15 protein-coding genes and 1 riboswitch are annotated in these 20,949 nt (G+C 64.0%); of the genes, 7 read left to right on the top strand and 8 right to left on the bottom strand.

Translation table 11 applies throughout. The features are described from left to right. Positions 1–105: 105 nt before the first annotated feature. The 5 genes from C7446_RS06050 to C7446_RS06030 all read left to right on the top strand — a co-directional run bounded on the left by C7446_RS06050 (position 106) and on the right by C7446_RS06030 (position 7,465). On the top strand, positions 106–1,497 hold the full coding sequence (locus C7446_RS06050) for an ethanolamine ammonia-lyase subunit EutB (RefSeq protein WP_121172197.1): 1,392 nt from the start codon (positions 106–108) through the stop codon (positions 1,495–1,497). Between the two features lie 17 nt (positions 1,498–1,514). Continuing rightward, on the top strand, positions 1,515–2,327 hold the full coding sequence (eutC, locus tag C7446_RS06045) for an ethanolamine ammonia-lyase subunit EutC (RefSeq protein ID WP_121172356.1): 813 nt from the start codon (positions 1,515–1,517) through the stop codon (positions 2,325–2,327). A 147-nt stretch (positions 2,328–2,474) separates the two neighbouring features. Then, positions 2,475–3,413, top strand: a complete 939-nt coding sequence (locus C7446_RS06040) for a DMT family transporter (protein WP_245977715.1) — start codon at positions 2,475–2,477, stop codon at positions 3,411–3,413. 255 nt (positions 3,414–3,668) lie between these two features. Beyond that, on the top strand, positions 3,669–5,129 hold the full coding sequence (locus tag C7446_RS06035; RefSeq protein ID WP_121172196.1) for a sodium-dependent transporter: 1,461 nt from the start codon (positions 3,669–3,671) through the stop codon (positions 5,127–5,129). A gap of 554 nt (positions 5,130–5,683) precedes the next feature. Beyond that, positions 5,684–7,465 carry a methyl-accepting chemotaxis protein gene (locus tag C7446_RS06030; RefSeq protein ID WP_121172195.1) on the top strand — a complete coding sequence of 594 codons (1,782 nt, stop codon included), beginning with the start codon at positions 5,684–5,686 and terminating at the stop codon, positions 7,463–7,465. Between the two features lie 60 nt (positions 7,466–7,525). Here the strand turns inward: C7446_RS06030 and C7446_RS06025 are convergent, their stop codons facing one another. From C7446_RS06025 to C7446_RS05990, 8 genes are all read right to left on the bottom strand, one after another. Continuing rightward, complete coding sequence (locus C7446_RS06025) at positions 7,526–7,726, bottom strand: hypothetical protein (RefSeq protein WP_121172194.1); 201 nt, start codon at positions 7,724–7,726, stop codon at positions 7,526–7,528. Between the two features lie 136 nt (positions 7,727–7,862). Further along, positions 7,863–9,371, bottom strand: coding sequence for a cobyric acid synthase (locus tag C7446_RS06020; RefSeq protein ID WP_121172193.1), 1,509 nt, complete (start codon positions 9,369–9,371; stop codon positions 7,863–7,865). Next, positions 9,368–13,240, bottom strand: coding sequence for a cobaltochelatase subunit CobN (cobN, locus tag C7446_RS06015; protein ID WP_121172192.1), 3,873 nt, complete (start codon positions 13,238–13,240; stop codon positions 9,368–9,370). Before cobN ends, C7446_RS06020 begins: the two co-directional genes overlap by 4 nt. Positions 13,241–13,243: 3 nt before the next feature. Further along, positions 13,244–14,350 carry a cobalamin biosynthesis protein CobW gene (gene cobW, locus C7446_RS06010; protein ID WP_121172191.1) on the bottom strand — a complete coding sequence of 369 codons (1,107 nt, stop codon included), beginning with the start codon at positions 14,348–14,350 and terminating at the stop codon, positions 13,244–13,246. Between the two features lie 9 nt (positions 14,351–14,359). Continuing rightward, entirely contained in the window at positions 14,360–14,779 is a 420-nt protein-coding gene (locus C7446_RS06005) for a cobalamin biosynthesis protein (protein WP_147408732.1), read from the bottom strand. Continuing rightward, a complete protein-coding gene (locus C7446_RS06000; protein WP_121172189.1) occupies positions 14,776–16,152 on the bottom strand; it encodes a cobyrinic acid a,c-diamide synthase CobB in 1,377 nt (458 codons plus the stop codon). The genes C7446_RS06005 and C7446_RS06000 overlap by 4 nt, the downstream gene beginning before the upstream one ends. A 23-nt stretch (positions 16,153–16,175) precedes the next feature. Then, complete coding sequence (gene cobO / locus C7446_RS05995) at positions 16,176–16,784, bottom strand: cob(I)yrinic acid a,c-diamide adenosyltransferase (protein ID WP_121172188.1); 609 nt, start codon at positions 16,782–16,784, stop codon at positions 16,176–16,178. Then, positions 16,781–18,643, bottom strand: a complete 1,863-nt coding sequence (locus tag C7446_RS05990; protein ID WP_121172187.1) for an AAA family ATPase — start codon at positions 18,641–18,643, stop codon at positions 16,781–16,783. The genes cobO and C7446_RS05990 overlap by 4 nt, the downstream gene beginning before the upstream one ends. Positions 18,644–18,754: 111 nt before the next feature. Continuing rightward, a riboswitch (cobalamin riboswitch) is annotated at positions 18,755–18,975 on the bottom strand. Positions 18,976–19,105: 130 nt separating this feature from the next. Here C7446_RS05990 and cobT point away from each other — a divergent pair. Then, positions 19,106–20,158 carry a nicotinate-nucleotide--dimethylbenzimidazole phosphoribosyltransferase gene (gene cobT / locus C7446_RS05985; RefSeq protein WP_245977714.1) on the top strand — a complete coding sequence of 351 codons (1,053 nt, stop codon included), beginning with the start codon at positions 19,106–19,108 and terminating at the stop codon, positions 20,156–20,158. Next, on the top strand, positions 20,158–20,946 hold the full coding sequence (cobS, locus tag C7446_RS05980) for an adenosylcobinamide-GDP ribazoletransferase (RefSeq protein WP_121172185.1): 789 nt from the start codon (positions 20,158–20,160) through the stop codon (positions 20,944–20,946). The genes cobT and cobS overlap by 1 nt, the downstream gene beginning before the upstream one ends. Positions 20,947–20,949: the final 3 nt, after the last annotated feature.

The following is a 20,949-nucleotide window of genomic DNA, read 5'->3' as shown; positions in this document are numbered from 1 at the left end:
GTAACCGGTCGTGCAGGGGGGGGCAGGGCGGCAGGCTATTGCGCTTTCCGTCTGGCGGGTGCTCAGATAGGCAGAAAGAGGCCACCGAGTACAAGGATAACAGTCATGAGCACCTATCAGTGTGATATCTCGGGTCGTCGCTATCGCTTTGAAGGACTGCGCGAGCTGTTGGCCCGTGCCACGCCGCGCCGTTCCGGTGATGAGCTGGCGGGCATTGCTGCGGCTACGGCCGAGGAGCGCGTGGCCGCGCAGCTGGCACTGGCAGAAGTGCCACTGCAGCGATTCCTCGAGGAAACCGTCATACCCTACGAAAAGGATGAGGTGACCCGGCTGATCATCGACCGTCACGATCGGGCCGCCTTCGAGCCGATTGCGCATCTGACGGTCGGCGAATTCCGCAACTGGTTGCTGGCCCATGAAGTCGACAGTGCCGCCCTGCGTGCTGTCGCACCCGGTCTGACCCCGGAGATGGTCGCGGCAGTGGCCAAGCTCATGCGTCTGCAGGATCTGGTGCTGGTGGGGCACAAGTGCCGGGTGGTGACGCAGTTTCGCAACACCATCGGGCTGGAGGGGCGACTTGCCACCCGACTGCAGCCCAACCATCCTACCGATAATCCTACCGGCATTGCGGCCAGCATCCTCGATGGCCTGCTCTACGGTAATGGGGATGCGGTGATCGGTATCAATCCGGCCACCGACAATACCGGGTCGGTCACCACCCTGCTGAAGATGCTCGACGAGATCATCAGCCGCTATGAAATTCCCACCCAGAGTTGCGTGCTCACGCATGTCACAACCGCCATCGAGGCCATCAACCGCGGCGCGCCGACCGATCTGGTGTTTCAGTCGATCGCCGGCACGCAGGCTGCCAACGAGGGGTTCGGGATCAGTCTCGACCTGCTGCGTGAAGGCCATGATGCCGCTCGGTCGCTGGCGCGGGGCACGGTCGGCCAGAACGTCATGTATTTCGAGACCGGGCAGGGCAGTGCGCTTTCGGCGGATGCCCATCAGGGCGTCGATCAGCAGACCCTGGAGGCGCGCAGCTATGCTGTGGCGCGCGAGTTCTCGCCATTGCTGGTCAATACGGTGGTCGGCTTCATCGGTCCGGAGTACCTGTTCGATGGCAAGCAGATCATTCGTGCCGGGCTGGAAGATCACTTCTGCGGCAAGCTGCTGGGTGTCCCGATGGGCTGTGATGTCTGCTATACCAATCACGCCGAAGCCGATCAGGATGACATGGACATGCTGCTGACCCTGCTGGGGGCGGCCGGCTGCAACTACGTGATGGGCATCCCCGGTTCGGATGACATCATGCTCAACTACCAGACCACCTCCTTTCATGATGCGCTTTATGTCCGCGATGTGCTGGGGCTGAAACCGGCTCCGGAATTTCAGGCCTGGCTGGAGCGCATGTCGATCGTGGATGGCCAGGGCCGCATCGGGGTCGGTCGGCAGTTGCCGGAGGCCTTTCGTCATGCACTGGCCCGTGCCAGCTGAATGGGAGTCGCATGATCATGAACAACGATAACAGCACCATCACCCCGGGCGTCATCAGCAATCCCTGGCAGGTACTGCGGGAACATACCGAGGCCCGAATCGGGCTCGGGCGTGCCGGCAGCAGTCTGCCCACCGATGCCCACCTGCAGTTTCAGCTGGCCCACGCCCAGGCCCGGGATGCCGTGCATCTGCCACTGGATACCGAGCGGATGGTGGACCAGCTGGCCACCTGTTGCGACAGCGTCATGCGCCTGCACAGTGCCGCTGCCGATCGCAATGAGTATCTGCGGCGCCCCGATCTGGGCCGACAGCTCGATGAGCCGTCCCGGGAAGCGCTCCAGGCGATGAACGTGGCGCAATGCGATCTCTCGATCGTGGTGGCGGATGGCCTATCGGCCCGGGCCATTCACGAAAACAGTGTGCCGTTGCTGCAGGCCCTGTTGCCGATGATCGAGCAGCAGGGCTGGCAGATCGGACCGGTAGCACTGGTCGAGCAGGCGCGGGTTGCGATCGGGGATCCGATCGGCGAGGCGCTGGGGGGTCGCATGAGCATCGTGCTGATCGGTGAGCGTCCCGGTCTGAGCTCGCCGGACAGTCTCGGCATCTACTTTACCTGGGGGCCCCGACCCGGCCGACGCGACAGCGAGCGCAACTGTCTGTCCAATATCCGGCCCAACGGGCAATCCTTTCAGGCAGCATCCGAACTGCTGATGTATCTGTTGAAGGAGGCGGACAAGCGTCAGCTGTCGGGTGTCTCGCTCAAGGATGATTCGGTAGTGGACTCGAGTCTGGGCGATGGCCGGCAGGGCAATTTCCTGCTGCCGGACTGAGCCCGGTCAGTATGATAGCGGGGCGGCTGGCCGGGGAAGCGGGCGGATTCGGTGGTGTTACGGCTTCCCTGCTTATCCCCTGACCCGGAGCCCACCGGGGGCACTGACCGTCAATGGCTTGTTGGCACCCGATTCAGGACTCACCACGTGTCTGCCGGAAATTCATCATCTGCCTCATCCAGTGGTGTCGCGCCCGAACACGAGGCTGCGAACGAAAGCGCCCCGCGCTGGCTGCCACTGGCGCCCGCGATCTTCCTGCTGCTGTGGTCGCTGGGGTTCCCGGTGGCGAGGATCGCCACCGGTTATGTCGACCCCATGCTGTTGCTGGCGCTGCGCTTTGTATGCGTGCTGATCGTGCTGTTGCCGCTGGCCCTGTGGCTGCGTCCGCCACTGCCGAAGCGGCCCGCCGACTGGGGCCATCTGGTGGTCACCGGCTTTCTGATCCAGACCCTCTATTTCGGCTTCTCCTGGAGTGCCTTCGCCTTTCATGCTTCGGCGGGTACGGTCGCGTTGATCGTATCGCTGCAGCCGATACTGGTGGCGCTGGCGGCTCCGGCGCTGGTGGGCGAGGTGATCGGCCTTCGCCGCTGGCTGGGGTTTGTACTGGGACTGGTCGGTGCGCTCATCGTGGTGGTGGGGCGCACGGCGGTGGAAGCGACCAGTGCGATCGGTCTGCTCTGCGCCTTTCTGGCGCTGCTGGGGATGAGCGGGGCCACGCTTTACGAGAAACGCTTCGGGGTCAGCCAGCATCCGGTGACGGCCAACCTGATCCAGTACACCACTGGGCTGATCACGACCCTGCCGCTGGCCGTGATCTTCGGCCAGCTGCATGCCGATTTCAATGGCGTGGTGGTGGCCTCGCTGGCTTATCTGGTGATCGGCAACTCCTTGATCGCGATTACCCTGCTGCTGGCCATGATCCGTCTGGGCGAGGCTTCCAGGGTTTCGGCACTGTTCTATCTGGTGCCGCCCTGTGCGTCGCTGCTGGCGTGGCTGATGCTGGATGAGGCGATGCCGCCCATGGCCTGGCTGGGCATGGGCATCGCCGCGGCGGGTGTTGCCCTGGTGCGACCGGCCGGGCGCTGATAGCGGTCATGAAGGCCTGTCGCAGCCGGGGCCTGCCGGCCCGGGGCCGAGTATGCCGAGTGTTCCCCGTGATCGGATCGGTCTGGCTCCGTGAAGGGTCTGCGCGCACTGGCGTGGATCGGTAAGTTATAATCCGCGGCTTCGATTCTTCGGTGGTCCGTCAGCTTCAATGTTGAACGGAATCACGAACAGCCGAGCAGGCGGCGTTCTTGCAAGGTCTGATTTCCATGGACCCATAACAATCAGGGTACCCTCATGACGACAAACAACTCTTCCGGCCCGCTCTGGGCAGGACGCTGGGGCTTTGTGCTGGCCGCGACCGGTTCGGCGGTAGGACTCGGCAATATCTGGAAATTCCCCTACATGACCGGTGAGTATGGCGGTGGCGCCTTTGTGCTGGTTTATCTGCTCTGTATTGCCGCCATCGGCATTCCACTGATGATGACGGAGATTGCCTTCGGGCGCCGGGGCCGGGGCAGTCCCGTGGAAGCCGTGCGCCGGGTGGTCGCGGAGTCCGGTGGCGCCTCTTTCTGGCGAGTGCTCGGCTGGATGTCGATGATCTGCGGTTTCATGATCCTCTGTTTTTATGTGGTGGTGGCCGGCTGGTCGATCTCCTATCTGTGGAAGGCCGTTACCGGTGGACTGGATGCCGCGAGCGTCGAGGGCATGGCCGGCATATTCGGCGCCAATAACGCAAATCCGCTCAATCTGGGCTTCTGGAGTACCCTGGTCACCGTGGTCACCATGGGGATCGTCGGCAAGGGCGTTCAGGAAGGGATCGAGCGCAGCGTGCGCTGGATGATGCCGGGCATGGTGCTCATGCTGGCGGTGCTGATCATCTACGGCATGTTTTCCGGCGGATTCGGCCGCGCGGTGGATTTCCTGTTCGGTTTCGAGTTCGACCAGCTCTCCGGCGCGGGGCTGCTGGCGGCCATGGGGCATGCCTTCTTCACTCTTTCGCTTGCCGCCGGCGCCATCATGGCATACGGCGCCTATCTGCCGGCGGGCAAGTCGATCGCAAGGACGACCTTTACCGTTGCGATCTGCGATACCGTTGTGGCGCTCATGGCCGGGCTTGCCATTTTCCCGATCATCTTTGCCAATGGCCTGGACCCGGCCAGTGGTCCCGGGCTGATCTTCATGAGCCTGCCGCTGGCCTTCCAGCAGATGCCGCTGGGCACGGTGCTGGAAGTCATTTTCTTCATCATGCTGACCATGGCCGCGCTCACTTCGGCGATCTCGATGATCGAGGCCACGGTGGCCTGGCTGCAGCAGAGCCGAGGCATCTCCCGCGCACGCGCAGCCTGGAGCACCGGTGTCGTGCTGTGGCTGGTCAGTCTGCTGGTGGTGCTCTCATTCAACGTTACCGCGGAGTGGACGGTGGCCGGTCGCAACTTCTTTGACTGGCTCGACTACCTGACCTCGCGCTGGATGATGCCGCTGGGAGGGCTGGGCCTGTCGCTGCTGGCCGGTTTCTTCCTCAAGAGTAATGTCATGCGCGATGAGCTGGGGCTTGCCGGGGTACGCTATGCCCTGTGGCTGTTCATGATTCGTTATGTGACACCGTTGGCAATCGTGGTGGTCTTCATCGATGCGCTGGGGATCGCCGAGCTCGACATGGGCTCCCAGTGGCCCTGGCTGCTGGCAGTACTGCTGGGTTGTGTCTTCGCCGGTGAACTGCTCAGTCCGCGACTTCGTCGCCGGCAGGCCGGATAACACCAGAAGGCCATGCCGCTCCCGGGGCATTTCCGGTTACGCTCCTGAAGCCGTTTGCCGGTATAGCATCACGTTGTTCCGTGCCGCCTGCCTTCCGGCAGGTGGCGCACAAGGTTTCTGCTCCTGCATTCCCACCACGGTTGGCGGGCTCATCCGTCAGACCATTGAAGGACGTTACGCCCATTGGTCGATGCCTGTTCGCGTGATGAGGCAACAGGCCTCTTGTCCTGCTGTCATGCAGTTGTGCTATCACCACCAGCACGAATGGCTGCCGGTAGCTGACCCGCTCATGTCAGGGTGGAGCATCGTCAGGCATCTCATCGTCAACGGCTTGTCAGGGGGCATTTCCCGGGTGAGACCCGGGGTGGTTGGCCCCCGGGCCTGTCGGCAGTTCAGCCGAGGGCCATGACAGGACTATCGCTGGTGTTCAGCTGATCTTAATAAACCGCGATGTAATACCTGCCGATATGCCTGTGTGCTCGGCATGACCCGAGCAGGCCGGGCATCGGTTTAACCGGTGCCATTGATTTCATCGGTTATGGTCACGGTTGAGAATGCTTAAAAACATCAGGGTAATGACGCTGCTGACGGCAGGACTTGCGTTACTTGCAGCACTTTTCGTCGGCTCTATCGGTTACGGGGTCTACAGTCTTCATGTGACCAACCGGTCACTGGATCGAACGCATGACGAGATCCAGACCACACTGGATATTGCCGACAGCATCAATCATCTGCGTACCACACGTGTGCGACTGACCAATGCCCAGCGTGATGCTGCCGATGGCAGCAGTCAGCAGCAGGTGAATGAGTGGCTGGATCAGGCGCGTGAAACCCTGGGCAAGGCGCAGGCGAGCATGGCGAACTATCAGTCAGGGAATCAGGAAGGGACTGAAACGGCGCTGGCAGAAACCTTTCAGCAACGCCAGAACGAATATATCGAACAGGGGCTCGAGCCACTGTTTACCGCTCTGCGAGCGGGAGATCTGGAGCGCTACCGGGAAGTGGCTCGTACCGTGGTACCGAAGATGGATGCCCGCTTCGAAGACTCGGTGGATGCCCTGATTGCTCATCGCAACCGGATCTCCGCGGCGCTGGACCAGGCTGCCGAAAGCCGACAGACGGCCATCAACTGGACCATGGCCATCATTGCCATGGTGATTCTTGGCATCGTGCTTGCCATTCGCATGCTGTTCGCCCGGGTGATTACCCGCCCGCTGGGCGAGGCCGTTGCCCATCTTGATCACATCGCCCGTGGTGATCTCGCACACCACATCCGGGAGGGCAGTCGCAACGAGATCGGTCAGCTCTTCGAAGGATTGCGCCGCATGCAGGGCAGTCTGGTCCGGACTGTCGGTACCATTCGGGAGAGCAGTGAGCTGGTGGGCTCGCGCTCCAGCGAGATTGCCGCCGGCAGTAACGATCTCTCCGGTCGGACCGAGCAGCAGGCTGCCTCGCTTGAGGAGACCGCGGCCAGCATGGAGCAGATGACGGCCACAGTGCGTCAGAATGCCCAGAATGCCGAGCAGGCGCATACCATGGCGCTGACTGCTTCGCAGTCGGTAGGGCGCAGCGGTCAGGATGTCGAGGAAATGGTAACCACCATGCAGGGCATCGATGAAAGCTCGAAGCGGATCACCGACATCATCGAGGTGATTGATGGCATTGCCTTTCAGACCAACCTGCTGGCGCTGAACGCTTCGGTGGAAGCCGCTCGGGCCGGTGAGCACGGTCGTGGCTTTGCCGTGGTGGCCGGAGAAGTCCGGCAACTGGCCAGTCGCAGTGCCGATGCCGCCAAGGAGATCAAGACGCTGGTGACCGATGCGGGCAGTCGTACCGCAGAAGGGATGACCGTGGTCGAGCGCACGAAGGGGTCCATGAACGAGGTGGTTCAGCAGGTACGCAACGTCAGTCAGCTGCTCGAGGAGATCTCGCAGGCATCGGGCGAGCAGTCCAACGGTATCGAACAGGTCAATCAGGCCATATCCCAGATGGATCAGGTTACGCAGAACAATGCGGCACTGGTCGAGGAGTCGGCGGCCGCGGCCCAGGACCTGCAGACCCAGGCGGGCAGGTTGCACGAAGCCGTGGCTTCCTTCCGGCTGGCGGAGGGTGTGGTTCCGGTGATGGTTGAAGCATCACGCCCCGGATCCTCGGGTACTGCAGCCGGTCGAAGCGAGTCAGCGGCTGGCGAACGGCATGGACGCTCCGAGAAGGCAGCAGGGCTCGACAGGGCTGCAGGCTCTCGTCGATCCGGCGCTCGGGAAGACGGGCAGGGGCAGGAGTCCGGGCGTGCCGAGCCCGTTGCTGTCGAATCGGATGACTGGGAAACCTTCTGATCGTGGCTGGCTCGCGGTGTGAGCCGCGGGCCCGGTCAGTGAACGTGCCGTTTGATGTACTCAGACCATGCGATTGCCGAGCTCGTCGGAATCCGGTGCATGCCGGCGCACGCGGCTGCTCAGCTGCAGTTCGAAGTGCACCATGTGGGTGACGGCGCGTCCAACCAGTTCTTCCTCCGATATGCCCTTGCGTTTGGCCATTGCCTTCAACGCACGGGCATAATCGGCATCCACGAGACCTTTCACCTGTTCCATGGCCATGGGGTTACCCTTTCTTTTCTGGTTATCAGGGGCTGCAATGGTTCGAGTTTAGAACACTGTCGGGCAGTCGCCAGCTATCCGCAAAGTTGGGTTTCGCTGATGAAAAGGTCGCATCCGGGCAATGGGCTGAACGATTTCATGGCCGTTGCGGAGGGCGTGCCCCGGGGATCAGCTGACCGATATCCAGGCTCTCCTCTACGGCATCGGCCAGGCGATCGATTTCGGCCAGTCGAAAGGCATCATAATCAAAGGGCTGCGGCTGCTTCAGTCCTGCCCACTCCAGCAGGCATTCGAGGGTTTCCCGGCGATCGAAGATGCCGTGCAGATAGGTGCCGAGAATGCGGCCATCGGCACTGAGCGCACCGTCCCGGCGACCATCCTCGAGCAGGAAGATATCATCACGCAGTCCGGTGCCGCGGCTCTCGCCGACATGGATCTCGTAACCGGTCAGGGGGGTGCCGGGCGCCCCGCCGAGCAGGCAATGGCCGGTGACGCGTCGCAGCTGCTTATCGGCCTTGAGCGTGGTGGTGAGATCCAGCCAGCCCAGTCCGTCACTTTCGCCGGCTTCCCCCTCGACGCCATCCGGATCAATGATGCGATGTCCCAGCATCTGATAACCGCCGCAGATGCCCATCACCCGACCGCCGTAGCGCAGATGACGACTGATGGCCGTTTCCCAGCCCCGGGCGCGCAGCCAGTCGAGATCGGCGCGCACGTGCTTGCTGCCCGGCAGAATGATCAGATCGCCGGGCTCTGGCGTGTGACAGAACTTCAGGCTGATATCGGGGTGCAGGCGCAGGGCGTCGAAATCGGTGTGATTGCTCAGCCGGGGCAGCAGCGGCACCACCACCTTCAGCCGGGCACTCTCGTGGTGTGAGTCCTCGGCGCGGGAGAGGCTGTCCTCGGCTTCGACATGCAGATTCTCGAGCCAGGGCAGCACGCCCAGCACCGGGCGACCGGTTTCGTGTTCCAGCCATTCCAGCCCGGACCGGAGCAGGGCCGGGTCACCTCGAAAGCGGTTGATGACAAAGCCGACGATGCGCTCGCGTTCGGTCTCGGGCAGCACTGCCAGGGTGCCGACCAGGTGGGCGAAGACGCCGCCGCGATCGATGTCGGCAATCAGTATCACCGGGCAGTCGATGGCTTCGGCAAACCCCATGTTGGCAAGATCGTGGGCACGCAGATTGATCTCTGCCGCACTGCCGGCACCTTCGACGATGACATGATCGAACTCGTCGCTGAGGCGGTCGTGGGCCGCAATGACCTCGTCGAGCAGCGCCGGCTTGTGACGGTAGTACTCGGCGGCCCGCATGGTGCCGATCGCCTGCCCCCCGACAATGACCTGCGAGCCCTGATCTGAGGTGGGCTTGAGCAGGATCGGATTGAAATCCACCCGAGCCTCGATGCCGGCAGCCATGGCCTGCACCGCCTGGGCGCGACCGATTTCACCGCCATCAATGGTCACGGCGCTGTTGAGCGCCATGTTCTGTGGCTTGAAGGGGGCCACGCGATGGCCCCGCCTGGCGAGCAGGCGGCACAGGGCCGTGGCCAGTGCGCTCTTGCCGGCGTCCGAGGTCGTGCCTTGGATCATCAGGGTGCGATCGGCCCTGAAACGGTGGCGGGGGGTACCGTAGGTAGAGGTCATGAGGCGGCCTGCTCCTCGCGGGCGTCCAGATCGAGCAGCAACGCTTCCAGCTGTTGCCGGTACTCACCTGGTGAGGCCCAGAGCCCGCGCTGAATGGCTTCCAGCAGGCGCTCACCCATATCCTTCAGCGCGCGTGGATTGTGTTCGGCCATGAAGGCCCGGTTTTCCGGCTCCAGCGCCAGAGCATCGGTGACGTTGGCATACTGGTGATCATCGATCAGGCCGGTCGTGGCGTCATAGGCGAACAGGTAATCCACGCTGGCTGCCATTTCGAAGGCTCCCTTGTAGCCGTGGCGCTGCATGCCGGCGATCCACTTCGGGTTGGTCACCCGGGCACGCACGACCCGGTTGAGCTCCTCCTTGAGGGTCCGTACCTTCGGCCGGGCCGGATTGGCATGATCCCCGTGATAAATGCCGGGGGCTTCACCGCGCAGGCTGCGTACCGCATTGGCCATGCCGCCCTGGAAGCGGGCGTAGTCGCCGGAGTCGAGCAGATCGTGCTCGCGATTGTCCTGGTTGTGCAGCACGGCATCGAGCTGGCCGAGCTGGCGGGCAAGGGCACGGCCGGCAGGGGTGCCGAAACCGGTCTGACCATAGGCGAAGCTGGTCTGGTCGATCCAGGCCCGCGCCAGATCGTCACTGCTCTCCCAATGGCCCTCATCCAGCATGGATTGCAGCCCGGCGCCATAGCTGTCCGGGCGGGCACCGAAAACACGGTAGCCGGCTTCGAGTCGGGCATTCTCCCGGTCATGGCCCTCTGTCATCAGCGCCTGCTGCTGCTCTTCGACATGGCGTCTGATGGGGTTGTCGCCGGGTTCCGTAAGTTCGGCAAGCTTCTGTACCGCCGCGTCGAACAGCCGGATCAGGTTGGGGAAGGCATCCCGGAAGAAACCCGAGACGCGCAGGGTGACATCCACCCTTGGCCGGCCGAGCAGAAAGAGCGGAATCACCTCGAAATCCACCACGCGCTGGGATCCGGTGGCCCATACCGGGCGCACCCCCATCAGGGCCATTGCCTGCGCGATGTCATCGCCCCCGGTTCGCATGGTGGCAGTGCCCCACACCGACAGGCCGATCGACCCGGGATAATCGCCGTGTTCCTGGAGATGGCGTTCGATCAGCGCTTCGGCCGATTGCTGACCCAGCTGCCAGGCCGTTCGGGAAGGAATGGCGCGACTGTCGACCGCATAGAAATTGCGCCCCGTGGGCAGCACATCCAGCCGGCCGCGGGTGGGTGCACCGCTCGGGCCGGGGGCGACAAAGCGACCCGCGAGTCCATCGAGCAGCGCAGAGAGCTCGTTAGCGACACTCCGGTGCAATACGGGCAGCAGGGTACGCTGCGCGCTTTCGAGCAGGGCTCGGGTACGTTCGAGCCGGGCGGGCAGCTCGGTCAGGGAAACGCCTTGGACCAGATGGTTCTCGACCAGCTGGCCAGCCAGCGCTTCCAGCCGCTCCCGGGTATGGGGACGCGTCTGCCAGGGGCGGTCCGGCAGCACCTGCTGTAACAGATCGGGGTATGGTCCCGGCCAGGCACCGGCATCACTGTCGAGCGGATCAAACTCGTCATCGAGTGCCAGATCATCGCGCAGGGCATGCAGGATACCGGCGTCCTCGGGGGCCTCGCCCCGGGGCAGGCGCATCAGTGACAGCAGTGTATCGGTCAGCCGGTCCGCATCGGGCAACTGACCGAGACGATGCAGGCCGTTACGAATCTGGGCTTCCTTGATCTCGCAGAGGTAGCCATCGAGGCGGTTGAGCAGCCGGGTTTCTTCATCAAGGGTCGCTTCCAGCGCACCGTCCCGGCCGTCGCTGGCAGGCATCGCCTCGAGTTCGGCCAACAGCTCGGAATGCTGCAGCTGCTCGACGATGGCCCGGCGCAGCCACTGCTCGCGGCGCTGGTCCAGCCCCAGCGCCTGATAGTATTCATCGGTGAGCCGTTCGAGTTCGGCCAGCTCGCCATGAACGCCGGCACGGGTCATCGGCGGCATCAGGTGATCAATGATCACTGCCTGACTGCGTCGCTTGGCCTGGGCCCCTTCACCGGGATCGTTGACGATGAAGGGATAGAGGTGGGGCATCGGCCCGAGAGCAATGTCCGGCCAGCAGGTTTCGGAGAGTGCGGTGCTCTTGCCTGGCAGCCACTCGAGATTGCCATGCTTGCCGACGTGTACCACGCCGTCCACCCCGTAGACTTCCCGCAGCCAGCAGTAGAAGGCGAGATAGGCGTGGGTCGGTACCAGATCGCCGGCGTGATAGCTGCCCACTTCATCCACATCGTAGCCCCGCTCGGGCTGAACACCGATGAAGGTCTCGCCCAGTCGCATGCCGGCGATCATCAGTCGGCCCTGGCGGCAGCGCGGGTCCTGCTCGGGCTCGCCCCAGCGCACCAGTACGGCCTGCTGACACTGCTCGGGCAGGGTGGCAAACCAGCGTCGATAGGTCGCCAGATCCAGGCTCTGTGCCGCCGGGCGGGTCCGCCAGCTGGCCGGATCATTGGTCACGCTGGCCTGCAGCCACTCGATCAGCGCGGTGGCATCGCGTGGCAGGGTGTCGCCCACCGGATAACCGGCCTCCTTCAGGGCGTGCAGGATGTTCAGCGTGCTGGCCGGTGTATCCAGCCCCACACCGTTGCCAATGCGGCCATCACTGGAAGGATAGTTGGCCAGGATCAGCGCAATCCGTTTTTGGCTGGCGGGGGTACGCCTCAGTCCGGCCCAGCGTCTTGCCAGCTCGACGACGAACCGGGCGCGCTCGGTGTTGAGTTCGTAACGGATCACCTGATGCTGGGTGCGAGTGCTGTAGCGCTCGCCCGACTTGAAGCCGATGGCCCGGGTGATGATGCGACCATCGAGTTCCGGCAGCGCAATGTGCATGGCGATGTCGCGTGAACGCAGCCCATTGGACTGCTCGCGCCAGTCCGCTTCGCTGTTGCTGGCGAGAATCACCTGCAGGATCGGCAGCTCGCGCTGAAAGGGGTGATGATAGTCGCTCGGCGTCGAGGAGAGCGAGGCGTTGACCGTCCCGGAGAGGGCAAAGCCGGTGGCGTTGAGCATGATGTCGGCATCGGCCTGCTCGATCAGCTCATTGACGGTCTCCAGACAGAGGGATTCCTTGAGCGAGGCGACCGCGATCGGCAGCGGATTGAGGCCGCCCGCGAGCATGGTCTCGATCAGGTCGTCGAACATCGCCACGTTGGCGTCCTGCAGATGAGCGCGGTAGAACACCAGCACGGCCACCGGGGCATCCGCTCGCCAGCGCTGGCGCCACTCATCGAGGGTGGCCACGGCACCGATCGCCTGCGGCTGATAGAGCAGGGCTCGCGGGGTACGACTCGGCGGCAGGGCCTCATCGGCATGGTCGAAGGCCAGACTTGCCAGGTAGCGGTAGAGCTGATCGATATTGTGCCGGCCGCCTTCGCGCAGATAGCGCCAGACCCGCCTGGCGGTGGCGTAATCCACGTTACCGGCGTTCAGCAGGGTGTCATCCTCGTAGTCCTCGCCGGGCACCACGATCAGCGTGCCGTTCGTTTCCCGCGCCCACGCCTGACACTGCTCCAGCCCATACTGCCAGTAGCTTTCACCGCCCAGCAGTGACAGCACCATCAGCCGGGTGCCCTGCGGGGCCTGCGATCCCCTGCGGTCGGCCACCCGGTCACGATAGAGATCCAGCGCGGCCGGGCGCTTGAGATTGAGCCAGTTGGCCAGCCGTACCGAAGGGTAATCGTCCGGCAGTGCCTCGGCCCGCTCGGCCAGCAGGGCCAGCACACTGTCCGCGGCCGACAGGATCACCAGCTCGCCGGGCGTCTGACCGAGGTCGATAATGCCCTCGTCGTCGCTGAAACCGCCCGGCTGTGAGGCCAGCAGGTGCATGGCTCAGGCCTGCCGCTCGTGCTGGATGGCGGTGTCGTCCAGCGCTGCGGTGGCCACGGCCTGCTCCAGTGCGCCGGCATCCAGCTGCTTGCCGATCACCACCAGTCGGGTACGACGCAGATCATCCTCCCGCCAGAGACGATCGAAGTGATGGGAGAGCCGGTTGCCCACCCCGTGCACGATCTGGCGCATCGGCTTGCCGACATCGGCAAAGCCCTTGATGCGGTAGATGGTCTGGCGGGCGATCTGATCCTTCAGCGCTTCCAGCAGGCGGGTCGTGTCGACGGCGCCAAGATGAAGCACGCAGTTGTCGAAGTCATCATGCGCGTGATGGTGCTCCTCACCCTGTTCATGGTGATGATCATGATGGGTCTTCAGGGTCTCGATGCGGTTTTCCGATTCGGCGCCCATGCCCAGCAGCACGGCCGGCTCGACCTCGCCGTTGGCGGCTCGAAGTGTCTTGACCCGCTCGGGCAGCTGTTCGTACAGCCAGGTTTCGACCTGCTGCAGGCCAGCTTCACCGAGCTGATCGCTCTTGGCAATCACCACCAGATCCGCCGAGGCGAGCTGATCGTCCAGCAGCTCCTGCAGGGTGGGATCGTGATCGAGGCTGCTGTCGGCCAGCCGCTGGGTCTCGATGCGCGAGGGGTCATGGGCGACCCGGCCCTCGGCCAGGGCCGGGCCATCGACCACCGTAATCACGCTGTCGACGGTGCAGAAGCGCTTGATATCCGGCCAGTTGAAGGCCTGCACCAGCGGCTTGGGCAGGGCCAGGCCGGAGGTTTCGATCAGGATATGATCGATCTCGTCACGCCGTTCGACCAGCTGCTGCATGACCGGCAGGAACTCCTCCTCGACGGTGCAGCAGATACAGCCGTTGGCGAGTTCGAATATACCGTTATCCACTTCCCTTGCCGGGTTGTCCTCGCAGCCTTCCAGCCGGCAGCCCCGGACCAGTTCAGCATCGACATCCAGTTCACCGAATTCATTGACAATGACGGCAATCCGCTTGTTGCCGGCGTGGCGCAACAGGTGGGTCAGCAGGGTGGTCTTGCCACTGCCGAGAAAGCCGGTGACGACCGTGGCGGGAATCTTGTCGAGCTGTGGCATTGCAAATCCTCATGATGATTCGGTAAGGGGTCGAAAAACGGTAGCGGCGAGGGCTGCGGTGGCCCTGTCACTCTGCTGACGTGGCCCCAGCAGGGTGACGTGGCCGCTATCGTCGAGCTGTCTGCAGCCGGCCAGCGCTGCGGCTTCGGCCACGCTGGTCACGGCCATGTGTCTGGCGGCTGCCGTACTCGGCCGACTGATGGCCTGACGCCAGCTGTCGAGCTGCTCGCGTTCGAATCCCAGCAGCGGCCAGCGGTAGCGGGCTGCCAGCTGCCGCAGACCGGGTTCGCGACACTTGTCGTTCAGCGTGGCCAGTGCCGCCACTCTCGCCACGGGCCAGCCATGGCGCGCCAGGCAGGCCAGCATCAGCGATTCGAGCGCTTCGACCGTGCAGCCGCGTCGGCAGCCCATGCCGAGTACTGCCGTCACGGTGTCGTCCCATGAAGCTCCCCGGTTCGGGCGTGTTCCGTCGGGGACTGGATCGAAGTCAGCAGCTGCGCCAGGGCGTTCGGATTCGACGGAAAAAACAGATGCAGGAAGCTGGCGGTGAGTGACCCGTGTCGATAGATCGCCTCGCCGGGCGCGGTATGACTCGAACGAATGCCGTGGGCGAGTGGAGCCAGTGTGTCATGGCTACGGGCATGGTGGTGAGCGTGACCGCGCAGGGTGCCCTCCGGCAGGGGCGCGCTCTGCATGCCCTGACAGCCACGTTTGGTGCGCATCTCGCCACGGCCCGGCAGCAGTCCGGCCATGGTGTGCGTGGCGCCATCGAGATCGGTCAGGTATTGCTGGAGATAAAGCATGCCCCCGCACTCGGCCAGCATGGGCAGCCCACGCTGCCAGGCGGCGTGCAGCGAATCGATCATGGTGCGATTGGCCGCCAGTTCGGCGGCGTGCAGTTCCGGGTAGCCGCCGGGGAGCCAGATGGCATCGCTCCCGTCGGGCAGGGCGGCATCGGCCAGCGGTGAAAAGAACTGCAGTTCTGCGCCCATCGCTTCGAGCAGTCGCAGATTGGCGGCGTAGTGGAAGGTAAAGGCGGCATCCCGGGCAATGGCGATGCGACGCCCGGCAAGCGCCGGTTCGGGAATCTCCGTTTCGCCGGGTGTAAAGCCAACCGCTGGCGGCAGTTCGATCAGGGGACTGTCGGTCAGGGTGTCTGCGGCAGCATCCAGCTGACGGCACAGCTCGGCATCGCGCTCAGGCGTTTCGCCGGTCTGGATCAGGCCGAGATGGCGCGAGGGCAGAGCCAGTTCATTGCGGCGGGGCAGGGTCGCGAGCAGGGGGATGTCGGCCGGCAGGCTGTCGGCGATCAGCTGACGATGGCGCTCGCTGCCGACGGCGTTGGCGATCAGGCCGTGAAAGCGAATGTCGTCACGATAGCGTGCCAGTCCCAGGGCGATGGCAGAAGCGGTCTGTGCCATGCCGCGGGCGTTGAGGACACAGGTGACCGGGATACCGAAACGGGCTGCCAGATCGCCGCTGGACGGTGTTCCGTCAAACAGCCCCATGGCGCCTTCGATCAGAATCAGATCGGCCCAGCCGGCGGCCTGATAAAGCTGCTGACGACACCAGGCCTCACCGGCCATCCAGAGATCGAGCGGCTCTACCGGCGATTCGGCGGCCATTGCCAGGATCTGCGGATCAAGGTAGTCCGGCCCGGTCTTGAATACCGCGACCTGTCGCCCCTGACGGCGATGGTAGCGCGCCAGTGCAGCCGTGACCGTGGTCTTGCCCTGACCGGAGGCCATGGCGCCCACCAGCAGGGCCGGGCAGTGACGCGTTTCAGTATGCAAAGCTGTCATGACGCTCTCCCTGTCCGGCAGTTTCAGTATTCGATGCCGGCCTGGGCCTTTACGCCAAGGCGAAAGGCGTGCTGTTCATCGTGGATGACGCTGATGGTATCGGCGATCGCCTGCAGTTCACGCGCCATGGTGCGCCCGGTCACGATCACGTTCTGATGGCGCGGCCGTTCGGCGATGGCGTAGGCAACGCGCTCTGCTTCGAGATGGCCGTACTTGAGCATGTAGGAGAGTTCATCGAAGAGCAGGAAGTCGTAGCGCGCATCGCTCAGCAGCTGCTCGGCGAGTTGCCACGCCTGCCCGGCGGCGGCACGGTCCTGTTCCAGGTCACGGGTCTCCCAGCTGAAGCCGTGGCCCATGACATGGAAATCGACCTGTTCATGCTCCCGGAAAAAGCGATACTCGCCGGTTTCGCGGCGCCCCTTGATGAACTGGATGACCCCGCAGCGCTGCCCGTGACCCAGTGCGCGAGCCATGGTACCGAAGCCGGAGCTGCTCTTGCCCTTGCCATTGCCCTTCATCAGGATCAGTACGCCACGCTCTTCGCTGGCAGCGGCGATGCGCTCATCGACCACCTGTTTCTTGCGCGCCATGCGTCGTTGATGACGCGCCGACTCGTCTGATGGCTGGCTCATGGATGGCGCTCCGAGGATGGGATAAAGGCGTTAGTGGCGCTGCCGGCTGACAGCGCCCGGGTGGTGATGTATTCGGCCTTCAGGGTGGCAGCGATATGGCGGCAGTGGCCCAGCGGCACCCGGGCCTGTTCGGTATCCAGCACGGTCAGCTGACCGGGCCAGGCCAGTGCGTCAATGGTGTCGCGCGAGCGGCCGTCGGTAATCAGCCAGCTCTGAAGGTGGCGTGCCGGCGAACGCTGCGCCATCCGTGCCAGTCTCTGCTGTGCCGTTGCCAGTGCTTCGCGCAGGGGCGTGCCTCCGCCGAAATGCAGCCGTGACAGCAAGGGAGACGGGTTGCGTGGTGCGCGCTGGGGCTCGAGCAGCCAGTGACAGCCATTGCCGCCGAATCCCAGCACCATGACCTCGTGTCGCGATCGGTAGGCACGCTCGAGCAGTGATTGCAGTACCGCGATGATCGGCGTGGCCCCGTGAGCATCGATGCCGGAAGCGGAAGTGTCGACCAGCAGGCACTGCAGCGTACTCGAGTTCGTCCGGGGCGGATGATGATGAAGGCTCTCGGACAGCGGGCGCTGCCGACGAACGGCACTCATGAGCGTGCGTGGCCAGTGAATGCGAGGCCTGTCAAAAGAGCTGCACCGTGGCGTCTCGACCCCGTGCCGAGTCGCGCTCGGGCCGGCATGGGCACCGTGCCGATCCGCGGCAGGTGGTTTGCCTGCGTGGTGTGGTGCTGTCCGGCGGGGCGCTGAAGGCCACTGTATTTCCGCCATGGCAACGCGAGTGGGCGTGGCGGGAGCCTCGAGCCTGCCATGGTCACCGGCGTGGCCGGAATCATCGCCCTGCGAGGGTGCCTGCGCCTGATGCTCCTGCGGATGGTCAGCGCCGGAGGCGTCGGTGTTCCGACTCTGTTGCTGGTCCAGATCGGGTCGCTCGACCGTCGGTCGCTGACGCTCCGGGGCGCCGCCTGCTGAATGCGTGGAGGAGCCCTCATCGGGCGGGTTGGAAGCCGAGGACTCGGGCGGGCGTGTCCGGCGATGATCGAGTACCAGCGCCTGGACTGCGTCGAGATCCGATTGCTCGACCATGCTGCGCTGCTGCCAGGCCGCATGTGCCAGCGCGGCGCGCTGCCAGCAGAGATCGGCACGCACGCCCTCCACGCCGGCCTGCATACAGCGTTCGGCAATTTCCCGGGCCAGCATGGCCGGCAGCTGCACGGTCGGCAGACGGGAACGAGCCTCGTCAAGCCGTGTGCGAAGCGCCTGCTGGCGGGGCTGCCATTCGGCTCGAAAGGCGTCGGGATTGCGGTCATAGGCGAGGCGGCGCTCGACGATGGTCATGCGCTGCTCGGCATCGAAGGTATCATCCAGCATCATGAAGAGCCCGAAGCGATCGGTCAGCTGAGGGCGGAGCTCGCCTTCCTCGGGATTCATGGTGCCGATCAGCAGGAAGTCCGCCGGATGCTCATGACTGATGCCGTCTCGTTCGATCCGGTTGATGCCACTGGCAGCAACATCGAGCAGCTGATCGACCAGCGTGTCGGGGAGCAGATTGACTTCGTCAATGTAGAGCGCGCCGTGATGGGCACGATGCAGCAGGCCGGGCTGGAAGGCCAGGCTGCCGTTGCCCAGCGCCTGTTCTAGATCCAGCGTGCCGATCAGCTGTTCCTCGCTGGTCCCCAGCGGCAGGGTGACCAGCCGGGCATCCTGCTCCGGCAGCAGCTCGGCAAGGCCTCGGGCCAGCGTGGATTTGGCGGTGCCGCGGGGCCCGCTGATCAGCACGCCACCCAGACGCGGGTCCAGTGTGGCCAGGATGAGCGCGGTCTTGAGCCGGTCGTGGCCCACAACGGCGGTAAATGGAAACATGGTTGATGCCCTGCGTATCGACCCGTACGTTGCCGAAGCGTCGGAGAAGAGGTCTGATGGGTTCTTCAGGACGGTCCGGATGAGGCGATGCGCCTATGGTGTGACGCAGCCGCCCGGCATGCCGTCAGGGCCGGTCTCCGGGCTGACGAGTGATGGCCGGTGGCCATGTTGAAACGAGCCTTCCCGAAACCGCGGGTTTCAGTGGCTGCATCGAACCGATGCCTCGTCTCCGACTCGATCACCGTTGCGGGGACAGCAGTGAAGTTGCATCACTTTCCCGATTATCCCCGGCACAAGCGTGGTGCGGGGGCACCCTGACGGGTCGGGCCATCGTAGAATCGAACCCGGGGGGAGTCAAACGGCCATCGGCGAGCCCGGACGAGGCGTTTCATGGCATGATGGTGTTCGGTTGCCTGACCCCGGGCATGATGATTTTCCGCTCAAGAGGATGTTCTGCTCTTCATGACCGATGCAGTTGCAATGCCGCATTTTTCGATCGCCGAACCCGCCCATGACCGGGATGAGGTCATTCGTGCCCGTATTGACTCGCGCACCAAACCCCCCGGCGCCCTGGGGCGGCTGGAAGCCCTGGCCCTGCAGCTGGCCCGCCTGTATGGCAACGAGCGCCCGCAGTTGCAACAGCCCACCATGCTGGTTTTTGCCGGTGACCATGGCGTGGCCGGTGAAGGGGTGTCGATTGCCGGCAGTGCCGTGACCGGACAGATGGTGCGTAACTTTCTGGAGGGGGGCGCCTCCATCAATGCCTTCTGCAGACAGTCAGACATGGCACTGCGGGTCGTGGATTGCGGCATGCTCGAACCTCTACCGACGCATCCGATGCTGATCGATCATCGCCTCGGTGCCGGTACGGCCCCTCTCCATCGGGAGGCGGCAATGCCCGACTCGGCGGTAGCCCGGGGAATGGCCAATGCCCGCCAGCTGGTCAGTGATCTCAATGATGCGGGGTGCAACCTGATCGGGCTGGGTGAAATGGGCATTGGCAATACCACATCGGCCTCGGCACTGATGGCAGCGCTGACCGGATTGCCAGTGCAGGCGTGCATTGGTCGCGGCAGCGGGATCGATGACAAGGCGCTGCTCCACAAGCAGGAGATCGTGCGCTTGGCGCTGCAACTGCACGCCGATGCTTCCGGTGACCCGAGGCGTGCTCTGGCGGCGCTGGGCGGGTTCGAGATTGTCGGCATGACCGGTGCCGTGCTGGCCGCTGCCGAACGAGGCATGGGGGTGCTGGTGGATGGTTTCATTACCACGGTAGCAGCGCTGGTGGCCTGTCGGATCGAGCCGGCAGCCCGGCACTATCTGATATTTGCACACTGCTCAGGCGAGCAGGGACATGCCGCGCTGCTGGAATACCTGCAGGCGCAGCCGCTGCTGTCACTGGAGCTGCGCATGGGCGAGGGCGCCGGTGCCGCTCTGGCACTGCCACTGCTGCGTTCGGCCTTGGGGTTCTACAACGATATGGCCAGTTTCGAACAGGCCGGCGTGGTGGTGTGATGGCGGTTGAGCAACCGCAGGGCTGGCGCCGTCAGGGGTGGTTGATGCTGACGGCGCTGGCTTTCATGACGCGACTGCCGGTGCCGGCTGCCACGCCTTTCGACCAGGAAAGCCTGAGTGCCTGCCAGCGCTGGTTCCCGCTGACGGGGGTGCTGGTGGGGGGCATCGCAGCGCTCGGTTACCTCCTGGGGATGCAGTTCTGGCAGCCGCCCGTTGCAGTGGTCGTGGCAATGGCGCTGACGACCCTGCTGACCGGGGCCCTGCACGAGGATGGGCTGGCGGATACGCTGGATGGTTTTGGTGGCGGCTGGAGCATCGAACAGCGGCTTTCCATCATGAAGGACAGTCGGGTCGGCAGCTATGGGGTGCTCGGCCTGGGGTTGGTGCTGCTGGCCCGATTCACGCTTTTGAGCAGTACTGATTATACCGTTATCTTACTGATTGTCAGTCACTGCCTGAGTCGAGCTCTGGCCGGCGGATTGATGGGATGCCTGCCATATCGGCGTCAGGATGCTCAGGACAGCAGCCGCATTGAATCACTGACCGGTTACCAGTCGAATGCGGACCGTACCGTTATGCTGGCCACGGTGCTGATCGTGGCCGGATTATTGCTACCGCTGACGCTGGTGATGGTGTTACTGCTGACCCTGGTGCTGCTCGGCTGGCTGATGCGGTTATGGTTGATGAAACGGCTGGGGGGATACACCGGCGATACGCTGGGGGCTGCTCAGCAGTTCGGTGAATTGCTGATATTGGCAGTCTCGATTGCCTGGTTCGGACAAGGCTGAGTG

It is taken from the genome of Kushneria sinocarnis (assembly GCF_003633775.1).
Lineage (GTDB): Bacteria > Pseudomonadota > Gammaproteobacteria > Pseudomonadales > Halomonadaceae > Kushneria > Kushneria sinocarnis.
The sequence above is the reverse complement of the archived record's forward strand: the minus strand, read 5'-3'. Positions and strand labels throughout refer to the sequence as shown.

What these genes read in the sequence shown, in the direction of transcription:
- C7446_RS06030 (WP_121172195.1), top strand. Translation starts at nt 5,684, where the DNA reads ATGCTTAAAAACATCAGGGTAATGACGCTGCTGACGGCAGGACTTGCG.
- C7446_RS06020 (WP_121172193.1), bottom strand. Translation starts at nt 9,371, where the DNA reads ATGACCTCTACCTACGGTACCCCCCGCCACCGTTTCAGGGCCGATCGC.
- C7446_RS06025 (WP_121172194.1), bottom strand. Translation starts at nt 7,726, where the DNA reads ATGGCCATGGAACAGGTGAAAGGTCTCGTGGATGCCGATTATGCCCGT.
- cobO (WP_121172188.1), bottom strand. Translation starts at nt 16,784, where the DNA reads ATGAGCCAGCCATCAGACGAGTCGGCGCGTCATCAACGACGCATGGCG.
- eutC (WP_121172356.1), top strand. Translation starts at nt 1,515, where the DNA reads ATGAACAACGATAACAGCACCATCACCCCGGGCGTCATCAGCAATCCC.
- C7446_RS06000 (WP_121172189.1), bottom strand. Translation starts at nt 16,152, where the DNA reads ATGACAGCTTTGCATACTGAAACGCGTCACTGCCCGGCCCTGCTGGTG.
- cobT (WP_245977714.1), top strand. Translation starts at nt 19,106, where the DNA reads ATGACCGATGCAGTTGCAATGCCGCATTTTTCGATCGCCGAACCCGCC.
- cobW (WP_121172191.1), bottom strand. Translation starts at nt 14,350, where the DNA reads ATGCCACAGCTCGACAAGATTCCCGCCACGGTCGTCACCGGCTTTCTC.
- cobN (WP_121172192.1), bottom strand. Translation starts at nt 13,240, where the DNA reads ATGCACCTGCTGGCCTCACAGCCGGGCGGTTTCAGCGACGACGAGGGC.
- C7446_RS05990 (WP_121172187.1), bottom strand. Translation starts at nt 18,643, where the DNA reads ATGTTTCCATTTACCGCCGTTGTGGGCCACGACCGGCTCAAGACCGCG.
- C7446_RS06035 (WP_121172196.1), top strand. Translation starts at nt 3,669, where the DNA reads ATGACGACAAACAACTCTTCCGGCCCGCTCTGGGCAGGACGCTGGGGC.
- cobS (WP_121172185.1), top strand. Translation starts at nt 20,158, where the DNA reads ATGGCGGTTGAGCAACCGCAGGGCTGGCGCCGTCAGGGGTGGTTGATG.
- C7446_RS06050 (WP_121172197.1), top strand. Translation starts at nt 106, where the DNA reads ATGAGCACCTATCAGTGTGATATCTCGGGTCGTCGCTATCGCTTTGAA.